General features: G+C 46.9%; 15 protein-coding genes and 1 tRNA gene. 7 read left to right on the top strand and 9 right to left on the bottom strand.

Annotated features, from left to right (window positions below):
* Nucleotides 1-168: 168 nt before the first annotated feature.
* Nucleotides 169-642, bottom strand: coding sequence for a hypothetical protein (locus tag ACYVR3_RS00395; protein ID WP_461242657.1), 474 nt, complete (start codon nt 640-642; stop codon nt 169-171).
* Nucleotides 643-853: 211 nt separating this feature from the next.
* Here ACYVR3_RS00395 and ACYVR3_RS00390 point away from each other — a divergent pair, with 211 nt between their 5' ends.
* The 3 genes from ACYVR3_RS00390 (at nt 854) to icd (ending at nt 3,875) form a co-directional block, all read left to right on the top strand.
* Entirely contained in the window at nt 854-1,300 is a 447-nt protein-coding gene (locus ACYVR3_RS00390) for a universal stress protein (RefSeq protein ID WP_461242656.1), read from the top strand.
* A gap of 373 nt (nt 1,301-1,673) precedes the next feature.
* Nucleotides 1,674-2,585 carry an AEC family transporter gene (locus ACYVR3_RS00385; RefSeq protein WP_461242655.1) on the top strand — a complete coding sequence of 304 codons (912 nt, stop codon included), beginning with the start codon at nt 1,674-1,676 and terminating at the stop codon, nt 2,583-2,585.
* Nucleotides 2,586-2,612: 27 nt separating this feature from the next.
* Nucleotides 2,613-3,875 carry an NADP-dependent isocitrate dehydrogenase gene (gene icd / locus ACYVR3_RS00380; RefSeq protein WP_461242654.1) on the top strand — a complete coding sequence of 421 codons (1,263 nt, stop codon included), beginning with the start codon at nt 2,613-2,615 and terminating at the stop codon, nt 3,873-3,875.
* A 446-nt stretch (nt 3,876-4,321) separates the two neighbouring features.
* Here the strand turns inward: icd and ACYVR3_RS00375 are convergent.
* From ACYVR3_RS00375 to ACYVR3_RS00365, 3 genes are all read right to left on the bottom strand, one after another.
* Nucleotides 4,322-4,394 (bottom strand) — tRNA-Arg (locus tag ACYVR3_RS00375).
* Between the two features lie 84 nt (nt 4,395-4,478).
* Nucleotides 4,479-5,795, bottom strand: a complete 1,317-nt coding sequence (locus tag ACYVR3_RS00370; protein ID WP_461242653.1) for a DEAD/DEAH box helicase — start codon at nt 5,793-5,795, stop codon at nt 4,479-4,481.
* 21 nt (nt 5,796-5,816) lie between these two features.
* A complete protein-coding gene (locus ACYVR3_RS00365; RefSeq protein WP_461242652.1) occupies nt 5,817-6,821 on the bottom strand; it encodes a Gfo/Idh/MocA family protein in 1,005 nt (334 codons plus the stop codon).
* A gap of 161 nt (nt 6,822-6,982) precedes the next feature.
* Here ACYVR3_RS00365 and ACYVR3_RS00360 point away from each other — a divergent pair, with 161 nt between their 5' ends.
* Entirely contained in the window at nt 6,983-7,351 is a 369-nt protein-coding gene (locus ACYVR3_RS00360; RefSeq protein WP_082405117.1) for a DUF4828 domain-containing protein, read from the top strand.
* A gap of 166 nt (nt 7,352-7,517) precedes the next feature.
* Here ACYVR3_RS00360 and ACYVR3_RS00355 read toward each other — a convergent pair whose 3' ends face one another.
* Entirely contained in the window at nt 7,518-8,285 is a 768-nt protein-coding gene (locus tag ACYVR3_RS00355; RefSeq protein WP_461242651.1) for a GH25 family lysozyme, read from the bottom strand.
* 202 nt (nt 8,286-8,487) lie between these two features.
* On the bottom strand, nt 8,488-9,336 hold the full coding sequence (locus ACYVR3_RS00350; protein ID WP_054736938.1) for a MurR/RpiR family transcriptional regulator: 849 nt from the start codon (nt 9,334-9,336) through the stop codon (nt 8,488-8,490).
* Between the two features lie 235 nt (nt 9,337-9,571).
* Between ACYVR3_RS00350 and gntK the strand changes: the two genes are divergently transcribed.
* The 3 genes from gntK to ACYVR3_RS00335 all read left to right on the top strand — a co-directional run bounded on the left by gntK (nt 9,572) and on the right by ACYVR3_RS00335 (nt 14,038).
* A complete protein-coding gene (gene gntK / locus ACYVR3_RS00345; RefSeq protein ID WP_461242650.1) occupies nt 9,572-11,125 on the top strand; it encodes a gluconokinase in 1,554 nt (517 codons plus the stop codon).
* 127 nt (nt 11,126-11,252) lie between these two features.
* Nucleotides 11,253-12,596: a gluconate:H+ symporter gene (locus ACYVR3_RS00340; RefSeq protein WP_057152257.1), complete on the top strand. Its 1,344-nt coding sequence runs from the start codon at nt 11,253-11,255 to the stop codon at nt 12,594-12,596.
* A gap of 119 nt (nt 12,597-12,715) precedes the next feature.
* Nucleotides 12,716-14,038 carry an APC family permease gene (locus ACYVR3_RS00335; protein ID WP_057152258.1) on the top strand — a complete coding sequence of 441 codons (1,323 nt, stop codon included), beginning with the start codon at nt 12,716-12,718 and terminating at the stop codon, nt 14,036-14,038.
* 124 nt (nt 14,039-14,162) lie between these two features.
* On the opposite strand, the gene ACYVR3_RS00330 is transcribed toward ACYVR3_RS00335, so the two are convergent.
* The 3 genes from ACYVR3_RS00330 to ACYVR3_RS00320 form a co-directional block, all read right to left on the bottom strand.
* Complete coding sequence (locus ACYVR3_RS00330) at nt 14,163-18,020, bottom strand: hypothetical protein (RefSeq protein ID WP_461242649.1); 3,858 nt, start codon at nt 18,018-18,020, stop codon at nt 14,163-14,165.
* 392 nt (nt 18,021-18,412) lie between these two features.
* Nucleotides 18,413-19,930, bottom strand: a complete 1,518-nt coding sequence (locus tag ACYVR3_RS00325) for a gamma-glutamylcysteine synthetase (RefSeq protein WP_461242648.1) — start codon at nt 19,928-19,930, stop codon at nt 18,413-18,415.
* Between the two features lie 88 nt (nt 19,931-20,018).
* Nucleotides 20,019-21,026: an alcohol dehydrogenase catalytic domain-containing protein gene (locus ACYVR3_RS00320; RefSeq protein WP_461242647.1), complete on the bottom strand. Its 1,008-nt coding sequence runs from the start codon at nt 21,024-21,026 to the stop codon at nt 20,019-20,021.
* Between the last annotated feature and the right edge of the window lie 336 nt (nt 21,027-21,362).

Here is a 21,362-nt window from a genome sequence, read left to right as displayed (position 1 = left end):
TTTCGTTCAGTAGCTTGTCGTCATTAGTGCCTTTAGGCCACCACGCCGAAACGTGCGGAACGAAGCAAAGAGTTGCATACAAGGCGCCTCTAGTCATACTACCCAAAAACCGGGCAGTATGACTAGAGGCGCCTTGTACTCCACTCTTTAAGCGCTTCGTTCCGCACGCTAATGCCCTTCCTGCAACTCCTTCAAAAAAGTCGCCACCAACTCCAACTGTTCGGGCGTATAATGCGACACCAGTTCCTCGTGCTGCTTATCTAGTAGGTCATCGAGTTGCTTTTGAACCATCGCCACTCGGTTCCCCGTTTTTGACAGCTGGTAGACCGCCTGACTGCTAACCACGCCCGTTTTGTTGGCGAAGCCTAACCGAACCAGCTTGTTGACGTTTTTGGAGATCACGCCCAGACCTAAATCTAAGGCCTGAACGAGGTCGGCTTCACTCACTGGTCCTAATAATTGGATCTGACGCAGGAGCTTCAAACTGAGCGTGTTGAGTTGCGAAATCGCGTACTGAAGATCCCGGTTCGGCACGTGTAACTGAATCCACTGCCGCTCGAAATTATTATCCTGAGCCCGGGTGTTCATAATATCAATTAATGACGTTTCAATATGGTGTTTATAAAAGTCTAATTTTTCCACGGCATATCCCTCATTTTCTATCACAAAAACTATACCATATTTTAAACTTGAAATACAGCAATCCCGCACCGGCACTACGGTTCAGCGTGATAGTTGAATTGATTTAATTGGTCACGACCACAAACCCAGATGAGCCACATCTGGACGTTACCAACGTCACCACGGTATAATGAAAGTGGTTACTAAATCATCGGAAAGTGAGTTGATTACAATGTATCAACACATTGCAGTACCACTTGATGGCAGTCATAACGCCCAACTTGCGCTGAACGAAGCGCTGAAACTTGTTAAAACCTTCAACGCAAAGCTGACGTTGGTTAACGTCATTGACGATAAACGCCTGATCTATTCCGTTACCAGTACTGGTATCGCCCATACTGGCGGTTACTATGAAGAACTGACCACCCATGCGAAAGACGCTTTGGCAGAGGGGCAAGCAATCGCTGCTAAACAAGGAATCACTGCCGAAACGGCAATTTTACACGGTAATCCCAAGCAAGTGATTGCGGAGGACTTTCCCCACGACCACAAGGTTGATTTGATCGTGATGGGTAAATCTGGGACGGATGCCATGGATCGCTTACTCGTTGGTTCAACCACGGCCAGTGTCGTTCGGACCACCCAAACAAACGTCCTTGTTGTTGCGGAAGCCCAATAATTATTTCTGAATCATCCAAAGTTAACGCCCAAATTCTGAAAATTAGAATTTGGGCGTTAGTTTTTTATGACTGTAAGTCAACAATTACTCTCATCTTAATTTAACTTGCGACAAAATTCAGTTGGAATAAAATTCAATCTCATCACACTGAAAATTTAATAGTTGACTAATAAACGTTTACAAAACAATTAACTTTGAATATTTTAAATATCCCATAAGGCAACCACTTAGCGTAACACGCATCATATCAACCTTTCACCACTTTATTCATTTTGAATAAAAATGATTGAATTTAATGAATAATTAATCATACCATTGCAAATAAAATCAGATAGTTTATAATCTAATTTTAATAACACAAAGGGATGATAGTTTGCTCAAAACGTTAATTTTCGCATTACTGCCCATCATCGTCACAATTGCGCTAGGGTACTGGGCCGCCGCTCGGGACTACTTTGATGATCAAGATAGCCGCAAATTCGTTCGGTTAGTCATGAATTTCATGTTACCCCTCAGCGTCTTTTCTGGCATCTGGAGTACGCCGCGGAAAATCATTATTCAAGATATTCCGCTCGCCGGCTGGTTATTAGTCAGCATGGTTGGCTGTTACGTCCTCCTATTACTGGTTTACCGTTACGTGCTTCACACCGAGCTACATATTGCATCACTGCGCGCCATGTCCGTGGCTGATCCGTCAGTACCATTTATCGGTTCAGCTATTCTCCCCCTCATTTTCGGGAATTCGCTAAGCGCCATCACCATCGGGGTCTGCACCCTGATTATCAACATCATTATCTTACCCGTCGTTTTCGGTGCTTTAAGCAGCGACGGTTCTCTGGGGTCACGCGTTGTCAACACCCTACGTAAACCGTTAGTGGTTGCTGCACTCCTCGGCTTTATTTTAGCCCTCTTAGGGTGGCAAATGCCCGAACAGATTGCCGGCTCATTTGAACTGCTCGGCAAGGGCGCTGGTGGGCTAGCCATCTTCGCCACTGGGATTGTTTTATACACTCGAAAGATTCTCGTCAACGTGCCAATCGTGTTAACCGTGTTAGGCAAAAACGTGATTTTCCCAATCGTCATCTTATTGATTATGATGGCCGCCGGTGCCGGATCCGAACTCCAACGGATCGTTGTCTTGACACTGGCCATCCCAACAGCAACAATGCCAACCAGCTTGGCCATTCAGTTCAACGTTCACGAATCCGAACTGGCGTCAACTCAATTTTGGAGCACTGTTTGTTCGTTTGTCACGCTAGCTGTATTTTTAGTCGCCTTAAGCTAATTACTATAAGAGAGAAGGATGTCTATTATGTCAACTGAAACCATTCACATGCAAGCCGGTCAATTAGTAACCCCTGATCACCCCACCATTCCGTTTATCGAAGGTGATGGTATCGGCCCTGAAATCTGGGCTGCTGCTCGTCAAGTTTTCGATGCTGCAGTTCAAAAAGCCTATGCTGGCAAACGTCAGGTCAACTGGCTACCATTACTTGCTGGTGAAACGGCCTACCAACAAACCGGTCAGTGGCTCCCTGACGAAACACTAAGCGCCCTTCGCACTCACTTAGTCGGCATCAAAGGACCACTCACAACCCCAATTGGTGAAGGACACCGGTCAATCAACGTCACGCTGCGACAAAAATTGGACCTATATGCCTGCTACCGTCCAGTGACTTACTACGATGGTACCCCATCACCCGTCCGGCACCCAGAACGCGTGAATATCGACGTCTTCCGGGAAAACACCGAAGACATCTATGCCGGTATCGAAGCCGATGTGAATACGGATGAAGCAGCCGACCTCAAACAGCTATTGGCTCGTTATAATCAACTTGAAAAGGTCCGTTTCCCAGAAACCGCAGCTTTTGGCATCAAGCCAATTTCAAGTGAAGGTTCAGCCCGAATTGTCCGTGCAGCCGTTGAGCACGCATTGGCGCACAACCGCCACACCCTGACCCTCGTTCATAAAGGTAATATTATGAAAAAGACTGAGGGTAGCTTTAAAAAGTGGGGCTATCAACTGATTGAAACCGACTACGCTGAACAAGCCTTTACGATGAACCAGTACGCGCAACTCAAGGCGGACCAAGGTGCCGACGCTGCGGATGCGGCATTAAAGGCCGCTAAAGATGCCGGTAAATTAATCGTTAACGACGTCATTACCGACAACTTCTTCCAGCAAACACTGTTACACCCAGAAAACTTTGAAGTCGTTGCCACAATGAACCTTAACGGTGACTATATCTCCGATGCCTTAGCCGCTCAAGTTGGCGGGATTGGCATTGCGCCCGGTGGTAATATCAACTACCAAACCGGCCATGCCCTCTTCGAAGCCACTCACGGGACGGCGCCACAATTCGCAGGTCAAAATAAACTGAATCCCACCTCAATCATCTTGTCTGGGGCAATGATGTTCGACTACCTTGGCTGGTCAGAAGTTGCGACTGAAATTCGCAAGGCAATTGCCAAAGCCATTACTAGTCAACACGTCACGATGGACTTTGCCACAACTGATAGCGCAACGATTTTAAGCACTAGCGAATTTGGTGAATATGTTGCTGAACAATTGTAGTTTTAAAGCGGATTGCTATGTTGATTAGTAATCCGCTTTTTTTTTGCTGTCACTTGTGTCCAGCGTAAGTGTTGGGCGGATTTTGGGTGAAGGCTGTTTGTCATCGCTTCGCTCGCCAAAGCCGCATTGAAAAGCGCTCGTTCAGGCTACAAAATTCGGCGCCACTTAAACTGTCATTTCCAGAGTTCCTGAAGTTGTGGAAATTTGTCAACCACGCGCTTTCTGGCCACCACGCCGAATGGTGCTGCGCGAGACTGAGAGCTGCATGTAAGGCGAGTCCGGTAAACCCGCCAGATCCGGGCGCCTTTACCGGACTCACCTTACACACTGCTCTCAACCCGTCTCGCTCCGCACACTGTCGCTGGACACAAACGACAACAAAAACGTCACCTCACCGCCAGAAAGTTTCTGACAATGAAGTGACGCTTTTACGTTGATACGCTTGCTGACCCCACCCGGACTCGAACCGGGATCATCCGCTTAGGAGGCGGGTGCCCTATCCAGTTGTGCTATGGGGCCAATAACGACCATCAACTATTTTCTCACGGTTTGGGTTTAAATTCAACACTGAAACGAAACCCGGCGAACCGGCTTGGAACGAACCTATTCTTCAGTCCGCTTGTGTCGCATACCTTTCCGCTTAGAATGCTTATTTTTCTTGTGCTTCTTCTTGGTTTCAACGGGTTGGATCCGTGGTTGCATCGGTGCAACTGACCGTGGTTGACCCTTTAACTCGGGTTCACCTTCCGGAACAGCTTGACCACGTTGAACGAGTCGTGGTGCAGCTGACGCACTTGCCTGATTTGACGGATTTTCTTTGAACTGCGTCACTAGCTTATGGTCTTGGTAGTAAACTGGCACCAAGTCATAATCCGTTTCGCGTAATAACCGCTTCAAATCACGTAAGTCATGTTCATTCCCGAAGTTCACAACTTGACCTGGTTCACCCATCCGACCGGTCCGACCAACTCGGTGGGTGTACGTAATTTCACTAGCTGGTAGGTTATAGTTCACCACCGCTGGTAACTTGGCGATGTCTAACCCCCGCGCAGCAACGTCAGTCGACAACAGGTATTTAACCCGCCCTAACCGAAAATCAGTTAAGGCTTTTTGCCGTTCAGTTTGACGCTGGTTAGCCGTTAAAGCGGCTGCTGGAACGTGGTTGTGCATCAACCAGCTCTTGGTTTGTTGGAGATCACCAATGTGGTTAAAGAACACGAGCGCCTTAAACTGCTTAACGGTCGCTAACTTGCCAAGCATGGCTGCCTTCTTCAAATTAGAAACTTCCAAAGCGCCGTGGCGCACTTCTCCCTGCGTGTCGTCAATGTCTCGAACGTCCACCCGAGTGACGGGTTGACCAAACCACTTTTCCAATTCGGATAAAATGGCGGTTTCAGTGGCCGAGAAGAACCCGAGTTGCACATCAGCCGGCGCTTCTTGCAAAATTGACCGAACTGCATCAAAGGTTTCACCGGCAAGCAAGTCATCCGCTTCATCAATGATAACGGTCTTCAATTGATGGCCTTTTAACTTACGGTCTTCCAATAAGTTTAAAATTCGACCTGGCGTGCCGATCACAACATCCGGGTGCTTTTTCAGTTGTTCAAGTTGACGCTTCACGTTCGCACCACCAGTGATTGACGTCACTTTCAAGTCCGCCAATGTTGCAAAACTCCGGGTCACGTTTGTTAATTGCATGGCCAGTTCTTGCGAAGGGGCAATGATCATCGCTTGAATGCCAGCCCCCGGTGTCAATCGTTCCAGCACTGGAATCACAAAGCCAAGGGTTTTACCCGAACCAGTTGGTGCCAGTCCTAAAACACTTTCGCCGGCCTTCAACGGTTCGTAGACCGCTGCTTGAATTGGTGACAGTTGGTCAAAACCTAACTTTTTAAAACGGGTTTCAAATTGTGGTAGCATTTGCTCACACTCATTTCTTCATTAGTTGTCGCGTTCATCGTAAAATACAATTTTACCAGATTGACGTAGATTAAACAGAACTTTATTCACCTGAACGCTTAAATTAAACCAACGTTGGTAATCTTCTTGATTAGCCGGGGCATCGGGTTGGTTGATCACCCGGGCAAAATCACGGGCTTCCGGCAACATCTGATTTTGGGTCACCGGTTGACTAATTGTCTCACGATCCCCCTTCGCATCAATGTAACTGACATCAGTGATCTCACCGGCGTCATCAATCACGATGGTATCCTTCAAACCGTAAATTTCGGATGGCATCACTGAGTTACTGGTTTTGCCGAAGTTTAACGTCACGTTGTATTCAGGGTACTGCAAAATTGCCACCCCTTTGCCGTCAACGCCAGTTTGAATCAATGATGGGAAGTAGTTGACCTGGTTGGGCATGCCAAACAATGTAACGGCCACGTAAACTGGGTAAACGCCCAAATCTTGTAAGGCGCCACCACCATAGTTCAGCGAGAACACGTTGGGTTCCTCACCGGCCATCACGTTATCGTAACGGGATGAGTATTTCATATAAGTTAAGTTTGCGCCTTGGATCACTGGCAACTTTTTAACCTGCGCTTGAATCGCCGCAAAGTTAGGCGTATGAATATTTCGAGCAGCTTCAAAATACAGCACTTCAGGATGTTGCTCTAGTAATTCCTCGATTTTTGCCATTTCACCCAAATTTTCGAAGGCCGGTTTCTCCACGATAATGTGTTTCCCCGCTTTGATCGCCATTTTGGCTTGTTCAAAATGCAGGCTGTTTGGTGAGGCAATGTAGACCGTTGAGAACTGACCCTGTTCGAAAAATGCAGTCAGATCATCAAACGTTTCCGTTGCCCCATTCTTTTGGGCAAATTCTTTTGCGGTATCAAGATGCCGAGAATACACACTACTTAATTGATACAGTCCCGATTCATGAGCTGCGTCCACAAATTGTTGCGTAATCCAATTGGTCCCAATAATGCCAAAGTTAATCATCTTACTAGTTCCCCCTTGAGGCTTTTCTTTCATGATAGCAGTTTCACCGGCAGATGATAAACAACTTCTGCTTTTTATTTTAAAAATAAGTTAAACCCAGTGTTATCATTTCACAAACATGTTAATATTATTTTAAACTGGATAAATAGGAGGTCGGTAGTGTGAGTGCAAAACATATGTTCAAATTTAGCCCATCATTTCTCCGCGACCTCGTGCACAAACCCGCCGCTGATCGTCATCGACGTAACCGCGAAAAACACACCGTTTCGCCAATGATTTTTATTGGCTCGTGGCAGCTTCAGCATTCTGAAACCTCCCGAACGCATTCGTTAGTGATTGGCCCTGACTTAACGGTCAACATCGATCACCATACCATTCCGGCTCAAGTGGAGTCACTCACCGATAATTCGTTGGTATTGCTCGACCACTATGGCTACCACATCACGATCACCGCGGACCACGACGTCCCCGTGCAATTATTCGACGAAGCAGACGATGTTGCCTACTTCGTTCTTCCTAATCCGACTTAAAATCGCTGAATTATATCACCCCTATTAAGGTGTTTTAATAACAATAGCGCTGTCGATTTCCATTTGGAGATCGACAGCGCTATTTTGTTATACATCTCATTATTTAAATGATAACTAATTAGTTGTGCAGTTTTATTTCACAGCTCTAAAAACAGTCAACCAGTGACTAACGTACATAACGTTGGTTCCATTCATGACGGCTACCATTAAAGTAAATTGCCGGTACCGTCTGCTTTTGTTGACCAAGTTTTAACGACCAATCACTATCGAATTCATTGAAAAGAACCTGCTGACTTAATTTCCGCGCCCCGTTTGAAACCTCCCACCGTGGTTGCTTCGCAATGGCGGCGGATTTAAGGGTCTGCCAAACTTGATTCGGACTCCAAACAATCACCCGCCGATGATACCGTTGTTGAACTAAGTGCACAAACTCACTTAAGCGGTGCCGTGATTTGGGCGTCGACAACCGGTGAGCATTGTACTGATCGTAAAAATCAACTTGCACCGCAATCGGCAAGTTACCAATTTTGTGTCCAACCTCCTGTGAGAAGTTCGCTAATTGGGCTTTCGGTGACGTTGAAAAACTGTAAACGTGGTAAACCCCAATTGATAACGAGGACCCTAATGCCCGGTTATAACTATTCTTGAACTGATCATCGGTATAGGTGGCGCCAGAACTTGTGTGTAAGTAAACAAATTGTTGGTGAGCTTGTTCGACTAATTGAAAATCCACGAACCCGTTTTCTTGATCAATTGCCACTCCCCGAATTGGATACCGATCCAATTGCGCTTGTCGGTAATGCCGCCACGTCAGCCACCCACCAATCAACACCAGCAAAACGAGCACGATCAGCCATGCCCGCCGTCGGTGATATTGATGCCGTAACTGCTGGTAGGTGTTTGCATAGATTGGTTTAATTTGTCGTTGCTTCATGCTCAACACCTCACCAAAAGTTTTAAAACCTACATTATAGGTTTCATTCTACCATGACAACCAATCAACGCTCAAATTGGAATCAATTCTTATCAATCTTTTCGAATCGGCTTCGCTACCTTTTCAGCAAACTAAAAAAATCAGCCAACGTCAACAAGCCGTTACCTGATTTTTATCAAGTGTACCACTAACAATCATTGTCTCAAGTCCGTGTTCGGTTAATGGCTTCCCGAACCCGATCCATAACGGCTTCGGTTTTATTACTGAGCTTAACCGCCACAATCGTAAATAAACTATCGATCAAGGCCATTTGGGCAATCAGGGTATACATCCCATCGGAACTCTTATTCACCTGATCAGCTAACGAAAGCAACACAATGTCCGCCCGTTGTGCCAGTGACGAGCGCCCATAACTGGTGATGGCGATGACTGGCACTTTGTTATTCTGGAGTTGTTTCAGCACCGTTAACGCCTGCTGATTTTCACCCGAATGTGAGATCATAATCGCGCAGTCGTGACTCGTCATCTTAGCCGCTTGCATTAACTGAACGTCAAAGTCCGGATAATACTCACTATTGATCGAGGTTCGCAAAAATTTATGGTAGCCGTCTAACGCAGCTACGGACGATCCCCCTAACCCAAAGAAGGCCAGTTGATTGGCATGTAAAATGGTGTTCACGGCTTCTTCAAGCTTATCTTCGTGCAAAATCGACTGCGTGGAGATCAAGGCATCGATCATTGCCTGGAAGGTTTTTTCCGCCATCACACTCGGGGTATCATCAGGATGAATCTTCTTGAACATGGTCGTCCGGTTGATATCCGCCCGAACATTGGCCAGATCCATACTGAATTCTCGATAATTGTTGTAACCGACGGCCTTCGCAAAGCGCGAAATCGAAGCCGTTGAAACGCCCACTTTGTCGGCAAGCTCACTGATCGTCAGTTCACTTACCATTTGCGGTTGTGCAAATATAAAGTCGGCAATTTTTTGGTGTAATCGGCTGAGGTTTGGATAGTACGACCGAATACTACTAATTGCTGAACGTGCCAAATAGGTGTTCCCCCTTTATTTAATTCTCTCCCATATCTTTTGTAAACATTTTACAACAAAACCCTTGAATTGTGAAAATTTTTTTCATATAATAAACACAGCTCAAAAAGTCAGTTAGCGATTCTTTACTCAGTTAACACTTTGTACGATGTATATATTTGAAAACGGTTTAAATTTCATGTACAATGCACATGCCTTTATTGTAGCTTTTGTCAGAAAGGAAGTCATCGAAAAAATGGATTATATGATTGGTGTTGACATGGGTACCACCAGTGTTAAAACCGTATTGTTTGATAACACTGGAAAAGTTCAGGGTTATTCCAACAATTTGTACCCGCTCTATCAAGATATTCCTGATATGGCTGAAGAAGATCCAGAAGAAATCTTCTCCGCTATCGTGGACGGTTTAACCACGGTGTTACGTAAAGCCAACCTCAAACCTGGCGAACTGAAGGGTGTTTCCTTCTCCGCCGCAATGCACAGTTTGATTCTGTTAGATGAAAACCATAAGCCACTCACACGCGCGATCACTTGGGCCGATAACCGGGCCGTTAAGTACGCCGATGAATTACGTGAGAACGGTGTGGGCAAACAAATTTACGAGAAGACCGGGACTCCAATTCACCCAATGACGCCATTTACAAAGCTGATTTGGTTGCGTAACGAACAACCCGACTTGTTTAAGCAAGCGCGTTGGTTCGTCGGTATCAAAGAATACGTGATCTACAAACTGTTCGGTGTTTTGAAGGAAGACTACTCCATTGCCAACGCAACTGGGATGTTCAACATCTTCAACATGGACTGGGATGACCAAGCCCTTGAATTGGCCGGCGTTACCCGCGACCAATTACCAGAATTAGTGGACACCACTGATCAACTTTCTGGCATGAACGAAGATTACGCACGGGTTATCGGAATCGATCCCGCAACGCCATTCGTCATGGGTGCTTCAGATGGCCCATTAGCGAACTTAGGGGTCAACGCCATCGAACCTGGTGTGACTGCTGTTACCATCGGGACTTCTGGTGCCGTTCGGGTTGTCACTGACAAGCCAAAGATTGATCCTAAGGGCCGGGTATTTTGTTACTACCTCGCACCTAACAAGTGGGTCGTTGGTGGACCAGTTAACAACGGTGGGATCGTCTTCCGTTGGGTCCGTGACCAACTGTTTGCCCCAGAAAAGATCACTGCGGAACAAATGAAGATCGATAGTTACGATTTGTTAACTGAAATCGCTTCTAAGATTCCTGCAGGTTCTGATGGTTTGATCTTCCACCCATTCTTAGGTGGCGAACGGGCCCCAATCTGGGATGCTAATGCGCGTGGTTCCTTCTTCGGGTTAACCCGGACGCATACTCGAGCTCACATGGTTCGGGCTGCACTTGAAGGCATCGTCTACAACCTCTACACCGTCATGATTGCGCTGGAAGAAGTTGTTGGCAAGCCCGTTAGCATCCAAGCAACTGGTGGTTTCGCCCGCTCTGCCCTTTGGCGTCAGATGTTGGCTGATATCTTCGAACAAGATGTCACGATTCCTGAAACCGTTGAAGGGACTGCTTTAGGGGCCGCTGTTCTCGGTATGTACAGCTTAGGCTTGATCGATGATCTGAGTGAAGTGAAGAAGTTCGTTGGTGCTACCAACGTTCACCATCCAAACCCAGAAACCTTCGAAGCTTACCGGGCACTTGTCCCAATTTACATTCGTTTGAGTCGTCAGTTACAGACCGAATACAAGGCCATCGCTGACTTCCAACGTCACCAGGATGCTAAGAAAAAGGCATCAAACTAGTTTCACTTAATTATTGGTATTAATCTTAATACAAAAAAGGGTTTTCAGTTGTTGTTCCTTAGAAACGCTCGTCACGCCTATAGCACGAGCGTTTCTAATTGCCATTATATGAAAGGGTTTACAGATTATGGAAATACTTGCGCTCGTCATCGGGATTATCTTCCTGTTATTGATGATCATCAAATTCAAAATCAACACCTTTGTTTCGTTGGTCATGACTTCTGTTTTAACTGCGATTTTACTTGGGATGAACTTATCTAAGATCGCAACAAGTATCGAAACTGGGATTGGCGGTTCTTTAGGGGAACTGTCACTGGTCTTTGGTTTCGGTGCCATGCTCGGCCGGTTAGTTGCCGACGCCGGTGGTGCTCACCGGATCGCCACAACCTTGATCGACAAATTCGGTAAGAAACGCCTTCAATTAGCTATTATGTTAGCTTCATTTATCATTGGTTTGGCGTTGTTCTTCGAAGTCGGGATGGTTCTGTTGATCCCTATCGTCTTCGCCATTGCGCTTGAAGCCGATGTGCCAATCTTGTACCTTGGGATTTCAATGGCTGCCGCTTTATCAGTTACCCACGGGTTCTTACCACCTCACCCAGCACCAACTGCTATTGCGCAGGCCTTGGGCGCCAACGATGGTAAGGTTCTGCTCTTTGGGATCGTTGTTGCCATTCCTAGTGCCTACGTTGCTGGTCCATTATTCACTAAGTTAGCTCAAAAGTTTGCCCCTAGCGCCTTTGAACGTAAGGGTAACTTAAGCTCATTTGGTGATATGAAGGAAACGAACCCAGATGACGAACCAGGCTTTGGTTTGTCAGTGTTAACTTCCCTCTTCCCAGTTATCTTGATGGCCATCACGACCATCTACAAGATGACCGTTGGTACCGGGACGAAGACCCTGCTTGATCAAATCGTTAACTTGATTGGTGATCCTGCGATTGCCATGTTGATTTCACTCTTGTTCGCAATGTGGTCAATGGGCTGGGCTCGTGGCCGTGTCACTAAAGACATTATGGCAACTCTTGAAAGTGCCGTTAAGTCCATCGCAATGCTGCTGTTAGTTATTGGTGGTGGTGGCGGTTTCAAACAAGTCTTGATCGACGGTGGTGTTGGTAACGAAGTCGCTAAGATGTTCGCTCACTCAAGCATCTCACCATTGATTCTTGGCTGGTTGATCACCGTTGTGCTCCGGGTTGCCCTTGGTTCTGCAACTGTTGCAGCCTTGACTTCTGCCGGGATCGTTGCCCCATTGATGGCAACTGCCGGTGTTGATCCTGCTTTGATGGTACTTGCCATTGGTGCCGGTTCACTTGCCGCATCTCACGTTAACGATGCTGGTTTCTGGATGTTCCGTGAATACTTCGATTTGACGATCAAGCAAACGCTCTCGATTTGGACGGTGCTTGAAACGGTTATCTCGGTCGTCGGGATTATCATTGTCATGTTACTGAACCTTGCATTCCACTAGAAATAACTTATTATAAATTTTAATTGATTTCTAACCCAAAACCCTTCCCCGGCACATGTTGCCGGGGTTTTTGTTTGTTATAATGAATGGCTATTGCATTTTGGAAGGAACGAAATCAAATGGAAGAATCACATTTAAAACGTGAAATCGGCCTCTTTACCGCCCTCTCGACGGTGATGGGGACCGTCATCGGTGGCGGCGTCTTCTTCAAAGTCGCCAGCGTTGTTGATTTAACCCGCTCAACCAGTATGACACTGGCTGCTTGGGTTCTTGGTGGTCTGCTGACGCTATGTGCTGGTTTATCAGCTGCGGAACTAGCGGCTGCCATCCCGCGAACGGGTGGCGCCATCAAATACATCGAGTACACTTACGGCAAGCTCCCTGGCTTCTTAATGGGTTGGGCGCTGATGCTGGTCTACTATCCGGCTAACATTGCCGCACTCTCGATTATTTTTTCGACGCAATTTTTAAACTTATTTGCCCTCCCAATGGCCTGGCACCTGCCCATTGCCATTCTTTGCGGTCTCAGCATCACTGGCATCAACTTCTTGGGTGCTAGAGTCGGTGGCCTGTTTCAGTCCGCTACGCTCATTTTTAAGCTGATTCCGATTGCTATCATCGTCATCTTTGGCTTAGCAGCTAAAAGTGAAGTTCCCGTCAGCCTATTTCCAGTTGTTGCTGGCCAACACCTGAGTTTCGGGACGGCCTTCAGTGGTGGTTTACTGGCCACCATGTTCGCCTACGACGGCTGGATCAACATCGGAAACATTGCGGGAGAAATGAAGCACCCTGAAAAGGATCTGCCTCGCGCTATCGTGCTTGGGTTAGTGTTAATTACGGTGATTTACGCCGTGGTCAACTTTGTCTTCTTAAAGACGTTGCCAATCAGTGAAATTGCCGGTAATCAAAACACCGCTTCCGAGGCAGCTCAAGTTATTTTTGGTCCAATGGGCGGTAAGTTAGTAACCATTGGGATCTTGATTTCCGTTTACGGCGCCATCAACGGCTATACCTTAACCGGGATGCGGGTGCCATTCGCGATGGCGGAAGAAGATGCCCTGCCATTTAGTCAATATCTCCGCAAGCTATCTCGGAAAACTTACGTGCCCTACTTTGCGGGATTAGTTGAAATTGGCATTGCCTTGATCATGATGTTCATGGGTTCTTTTGATACCCTGACTGATATGTTAGTCTTCGTCATGTGGATCTTTAACGTGATGCTGTTCGTCGCACTATTTATTTTACGAGTGCGAGAACCCGACTTGAAACGGCCCTACAAGGTGCCAGGGTACCCAGTCATTCCAATCATTGCCATTCTCGGTGGGTTGTTCATCCTGATTGCTACAATTTGGACGCAAACCTTACTTGCGATTACTGGTCTGGTGCTGACCGGGATTGGCATTCCCGTCTACTTGTACCATCAAAAGCACCAACAAGCTTAAACGAATTAAAAACGCAATCTTCGTGATGACCATCGTCATTTTGAAGATTGCGTTTATTTTTTGTGAAACTGTCTGAATCAGTTTAGTTCTCTGGTCAATGCTACTGACGTTCAACCAATTTCAATTACTCGTTTTTCCGTAACTTTTTAAGTTTATACCAAGTGGCAGTCGCCAAGCCAATGAGCCCTAGCAACGCCGCCCACAGCAAGGCTTTTTCTGCCGTTTGCGGCAGGCGACCTTTTTCATCCGGTTTGGATGCGGTTGTGCCAGCCTGTACGCTATTTTGACCATTTGCTAGTTGACTATTCTGGGTCCGGCCATTAACCGTTGTAGCCGACATGCCACGGACTCCGGTACGGTTCGATGCCACACCGGCTGAATTATGACTTTCATTTGTCGTTGCCTCGTTGTCGGTTCGACCTTGAGAATTGGACGTTGATGATTTAGTACTGTCATCAGTGCCATCAGCAGTTGTTCTATCGGTAGCTTGCTGATCGTTCCCAGTCGTTGAACTATCAGCTGGTTCACCCGATTCAAGGACGGCTGTCCCGAATTGAACATCCGTTGAGGTGCTGATCGTCAACGGTTGAAGGTGTAACGGAATGCCCGTTAAACTAATCTTTTTAGCCGGTTGTTGAAGCTTATCTAGTTGTGATTTCCCTTGAACCGGTGTTGTAGTTTGCGGTTCATCAGTTTCACCCGGTTGTGGATTGCTGTTGTCCCCTGGCTTAGTGGTCGTTGTTGGGTCTGGCGTGGTGTGATCATAATATTGATCTGCCGTAACTGAAACCGCTGGTCCCACTGCTGTTTTGGTGATTGGGTGCGTATAATCATAGTAATCATCGGCGGTTACCGAAATTGCTGGTCCTACCGTTGTTTTGATTTGGACAGGTGCCGTTACATCAATCACGGATTGAATACCATCAATCGCTGGCAAATTATCCGCAGCAACGGTATACACTAGTCCCACCATCTGACCCAAATTGGTTGTTTCAGCAAGCGTTACTGGTACCGCAATAGTTTGCGCACCACCCGCTAAATAACTGCCGCTCTTTTGATAGCGAATTTTAAAGCCGGTAACTTGACTGTAGTCTGCCACGCTATCAGCTGATTGCCAGTTAGTCGCTGTGGTTGGATCAGCTTCGGTTGTATAAGTAACCGTAGCTTGATTTTGCCAATTATCTGGCAACGTTACCGGTCCGTTAAGCGTCAGTCCCGTTCCAGATACCACTGAACCGGTGACGGTGAGTTGATTCAGCGCATCCGCCGTATCCTTGCTAAATTGCAGGTTCGCCGTCCCAGTTTGTCCGGCAGCGATTTGGCTAAGGGTCGTGGCAACCAGACGAACTAAGGTGGCGTCCTGAGTTAACGTTGACCCATAGGTGATCATCCGCCCAAAGGCTAATCGATTGGCATCCAAGAAATCATAGTTTCCGGCAATCACCGGTACTGTGGCATCCAATTGATCACTGTTGAGTGCCGTAGCGGTATCGCCATCAACGTTGCTGTAAACGCCAATGCTGAGTTGGTTCAAGCCACTGACTGCGGCAACCGTTACTGGTAGACTGACCGTGTTCGCACGGCCTGGTGTGATGGCGTCATTGGCCCAAGTAATGCCCAGTAGCGTTTGACCAGTCCCTTGATAGTTGGAATCCAGCACTTGAACACCGGCAACGTTACCGTTATAGCTGACCCCTTTTGGTAAGACAACTGACGTGGTAACGCCAGTAAGGTAGTCGGTGGCAACTTCGTCATTACTAATGCTAATTTGAAGCTGATTGTCGCCTTCGTTCACAACACCGTTATCGGCCTTCGCAAAGGTCGCATTTTCGTTAATGATGGCGGCAGATTCGGCGGGTCTGACGATTTCGGCGCTTTGGGATGCCATGATCGACTTTCTGGTTGCAACCTCGTCTACTAGTTCTTCACCAGACCAACCACTTTCTGCTAAATGAATTTCATTATAGTCTTTCCCAACATCCTTCTCCGTGTCGCCAGTGTCATAGCTTCCCGGTAAAACCGTTGCGCCGTCCTTACTGTAAAGAATATCGTAATAGCCACCGTAAACCAGTCCGCCAACTTCGACTGTCCAATCACTCGTTACGGTACCATAGTATCCCGATTTAGGTGACAGTTGAAACCCAACACCATTGTAGTATGACATACCATTCGGAATTGTTGTAAAGACCAATTGCAGTTGTTCAACGCCACGATTATTATCCACATACTGGTTCAAATCAACCGCCCCAGCAGTATAGCCTTTCAAACTAGTTGCTTCAAATTGATCGTCATCTTGATACTTAACGTATAAATCGAACTTCGGTAAGGTCTGTAGCGTGCTAAAGCCATTCCCATGATCCTCTACCGGATCACTGAGAAACATCAGGTCAGCATTTAAATGCGGATCTACCATATAATTGATGATAAATTTGCTGATTGCAGCATCACTGGCATCATGTCCTGTAAACGCTGAATACCTACTATCATTAAAATAGAGGGCATAACCCGCACTAATTCTCGCGGTAAATTGAAGCGTCCCATCCGGTGTAATCTGTTTCGTGGGCGAGGCATAGGTTTGAGTATAGTGAAATTCACCTTCGCGTTCTGTGATTGTCTGATCCGCTAACTTTTCCGCCACCGTCATCTGGGTTCCAATTTGTTGAGAGGCAACGGTATCCCCATCCATCGTCGTCGCACCAGCTTGAGTGACGACAGTTAATTGCGTCCCCGGTTCAACATTCTGGGATAACTGAGTAATATACAAATAGTCCATCGAGAACAAACTACCATTTTTAGTTACATTAGCTTCCTGCTCTTCATAACTTGGTGCGGTAAACTGAAATTGCAACGCATTAGAAATAATCTGGTTATCGTCATCCACGAGATGCGCAACTGTCGGCCCATTTTGCCAAGTTGTCCACATCATCTCACTTGGTAGATAGACGTTGAGTGCAATGACTGAACCAGGCGCCAAATAAGCCTGTCCCAGTACTTTAGGAACCGTTATAGTGGCTTGATAAATAGCATAGTCATCTGGAGTTCCCGTGATAAGATCAGGCCTTATCAGTTTATTACCATCACTATCAATCTCGGGATTGCCATCCGCATCGGACTGAATAATACCGACTAGGGTATTACTAACATCCAACTCCGCCTTCGTCACCACCACCACACTCTGAGTCGCTTCGGCCACAACCTGCTTGTCAAACAGCAATTGGGTTCCCAGCGTCAATTCAGTGTTGTTGGCCAACGGTTGACCGGCAGTCGTCAACGAAAACTGTTTGGACAAACTAGTACCCGGTAATGTATTGCCAAAATCATAGGTCACGGTTCGGTTAACATCATCGGTAGTTGGCGTCACATCAGCAATTGCTAAATCGGTATCGGGATCCAAATCAAAGTTGGTTGGTAATTGCACCACCAACTGTTGATCCTTGGCTGGTGTGATGTCACCCGGCACACTGACCGTTAACGTAAAACTCGCGTCAGCACCGGCCTGCACGCTACTGTTAACTGCCGTCAGTGTCACGTTTGGCTGCGTTGCCTTTTGGGCATCCGCGTTCAGTTGCGACTTCTGCTGGTCGTTTTGGTCGTCTACGGACTTGATTGGATTCGCATCACTGTCAGCATCTTGCTGATTTTCAGATGAATCCTCATCGTTTTGCGGATCAGTGACGGTTTTAGCCGTATCACTGGCGCCGGGTTCACTACCCGTTGCTGTCTTAGCTGAGGTGGTTGGTTGCTCCTTACCCACTGTTTCCGCACTTGTATCATTTTGATTAGCGTTTTCTTTGGGTGTCAACGACGAATCCCCACTCGCCGTCAACGTTGCTTCTGATGTATCTTGATTTGCCACAGTCGATTCCTGCGTAACGCTATCGACCGCTGTTGCTGCTTTGGCTTGATGCGCGCTCACCATCGTCCCTAATAGCACTGCATCGCATACTAGGATGGTGGTCATCAGCCGTTTCGTAATCTGCATTCTGAATGCCTCCGCTCAAAATCTCCCTAAAAAACGCAAAACGACCCCAACAGGTCTCTCTCCTGTCCGGGTCGTGTCACCAACTCACCTGCTCAAAGTGGGTTGGGCTGAGCAATTTATATTCTAATTATAATTAAATCATATTCATTTTATAATGGTCGACCACCATCGTCAATCACTATTTGATGTATAACCCCGCTTTTATCTATATAGTTAATGATATTACTTTTGTTAACAAAGTAACATAAATCAAATAACGTCTTTATATTTCAACAACGTTATTTTTCACTCAACTAATCCGACACAGGCCGATGCATCGGCTACTAAAATAACCGCAGACTTCTAAGATAGAAATCTACGGTTATTAATGTCCCTAAACCTATTTTCTCTCGCTAGTGTTTCTCAATCTCCAGCTCCGGGAACAAGCGCTTCAAATACTCAGTCGCTGGTTCATCCGGAATATGATCCGTCGACACCACCTGCGTCAACTCATCAAATGTCAGCATCAACATAATTTCGCCATGTTCGTCTCGAACCGCATAGTAACGAATCCCCAGTTGAATGGCCCGGAAGACCAATTCCTGTGCGCGAACTGGCATCAACGACAACCTTGGCAGCAAATCATCCGCACCAACTCGGGCCGCCTTCCACTCCGCGGCACGCTTAATGGCAAACGGCATTAAACTACCATCCTCTAAGTAACCGACTAATTTCGCCGCTGGGGTCAATTCTGGGTGACTCATGACTTCTGAAAAGTCATCAATGGCCGCTAATTGCTCGCTATGGGCATTGAGTTCAACCGCCAAGTCATGGAGATTAATAAACAGTTGGTGACCATCCTCGGCTTTAGACGATGGTTCTAGTGGATTTTCCAGCGCAACCCGTTCATTATCTAACTCAGCTTGTTGTAACTGCGCCACAATTTGGTCATCATCGACCGGGGTCACTAATGCATACAACGCTAATAGTTTCATGAAATACAGCGCATGCCGACTAATACCATTTGATTGAAACGGCGTCGTATCAATCGATCGGTACTCAAGGTAACGAATCCCTTTGGTCAAATCATCCTTTAAATTAGCATTGCCACGTAGCCGAACCGGGCCATAAAATTCCGCTTGGTCGTACAACGTGCCATCATCGATCAACTGACTCAACCGGTCAACAAAGTGTGGTAGCGACTGGTAGATTGTCATGTCTGCACCATCGGAAACTTTGTTGGCATAGCCGTAATGACTATTACGAATACTTCGAACTGGTTGCGCCAGTTCTGCTGGCATCTGATCAAAGAAGCCCTTTTCAGCAACTGGTGAGGCGCCAAATAGGTACGTCGTCAACCAGCGATTCAGCACAAAGTTCTGCGCCATTCGGAAGTAAAGCGCGTTTCGAAAATCAACGACGCGCTCAAACTGGTCTTGATAGTGGGTGTACAACCGGTTGATCACCGGGTCTGGAATACTGTAATTCAGGTGTACCCCGGTGATGATTTTGGGTTGCACGCCGTATTTGACCGTTAAATAGTCTCGGTACTTTTGGTACTTTGGTCGCTCAAAGTGCGCCTTGATAAAGTCGATGTCTTCCGTTGACACCATGGGTGGCATACTTAATGGCCAGATGCGATCATCGCCCTGTAGTGACCGGTAAACGACCGTCTGCAATGTATCGAGTTGATCAAGAACCCCGCCAATAGTCGGATTGGGATCCGTGATAATCTCAGTTTGGGCCTCGGCAAAATCCGATTGTAAGTACGGGTGATAGACCCGCAAACCAAACTCCTCTGGATGTGGCCGACGACTTAATCGGCCCAGCTTATCAATTCGATTTTCTTCGATCTCGACGCCTACCAACCCGTGATACAGTTGCTCGGTGACGCCCTCTTCTTTAATGACAGCCAATAGATTCTCTAACATCCGTGCTCCCCCAATGTGGTTTTAATTAGTTCTCATTATAGCCATATTAGCATTCTAATGATACCCCAAGACTCCCCAATTTTAGGAATTATTTGCTTTCTGTTTGACCGTCGTCCCAACTCACAACTAACTTACCCGTAACTTGATGATCCTTAAGCATCTGTAGCCCCTCTGGAACGGCCGAGACTGGTAAAATGCGTTCGATCATCGGGTCCAATTGACCTGCCGCAGTGAGCTGACCCAAAGCTTCAGCCATTACGGCTAAATCGTGTCGTTGGACCGGATTACCACTACGATGTGCGCCACCAAGATTAAGGCTATAAATGCCAACCCCACGGTCTAACGCATCAGTCTGACTGATATCCGGTTGACCATCAATCGTAACCACGCACCCGTTATAGGCCACTCGTTCCAAATCCTTGGTTGCCTCAGCCGAACCAATCGAGTTAATAATTAAATCGACGCCCAACCCGTCAGTGAGTTGCTTAATGGCCTCAGTCACATCAGTGGCATGGTAATCGATCATTTCATCTGGCCCAAACTGTTTAACGAACGCCTGCTTGCCCTTCGAAACCGTCGTGTAGACCGTCTTACCAGCTGCCTTGGCAAGTTGAATCACAATGCCGCCAACCCCACCGGCACCAGCGTGAACCAACACGGTGTGAACATTAGTTAAATTAGCCTTCCGATAAAATGCTTGATACCCAGTCATCGCACCACACAGTAATGCAGCGCCCTGTTCGTACGACAATTTTTCCGGTAACTGTGCAACAACGTCAGCCTTAGTCGTCACGTATTCCGCAAAGCCACCCTGTCGTGCCAAATCGCCGTGGTAAAATACCCGGTCACCAATCTGAAAATCAGTCACGCTCGAGCCAATTGCTGCAATTTCACCAGCAACATCTAACCCAATCACGTGAGGATATGTCCAACTGGCAACCCCACCCTCAACAAGTTTGTAATCCACTGGATTTAACCCGTTCGCGTGAACCTTCACCAACACCTCATCATCTGCTGGCACCGGCTGTGGGACAGCCTGCCACTTTAACGCACTTAATTGCTTATCTGATTGATTCTGTAATACCCATGCTTGCATGTCAAATGACCGCCTTTCTTGACCTTAACATTTACTAGTTTTAGTATACCGCATTACGATACAAAACTGTTCTATTGGAGTATAAGGTTACGTTTGTGTCCAGCGTAAACATTCTTCTGTTTAGCTTATGAAGTGCGATGATTTGCGTGGATTTACGATTCCGGTCAGCGACTAGGTTCCTGCTGTGGGGCCGGTCTGAGCCAAAGGGCGGTCTCAGACCTCAAATGTAAGCCTCGCCCAAATCCATACGAGTCTTACATTTGTCCCCGATGATTGGCGGTTGTCGGAAGGACACCAACAACCACCAATCATCGCGACACAGCATCCACCTAGCCG

The organism is Secundilactobacillus muriivasis, assembly GCF_054785195.1.
This window is presented reverse-complemented; position numbering and strand designations above follow the sequence as displayed.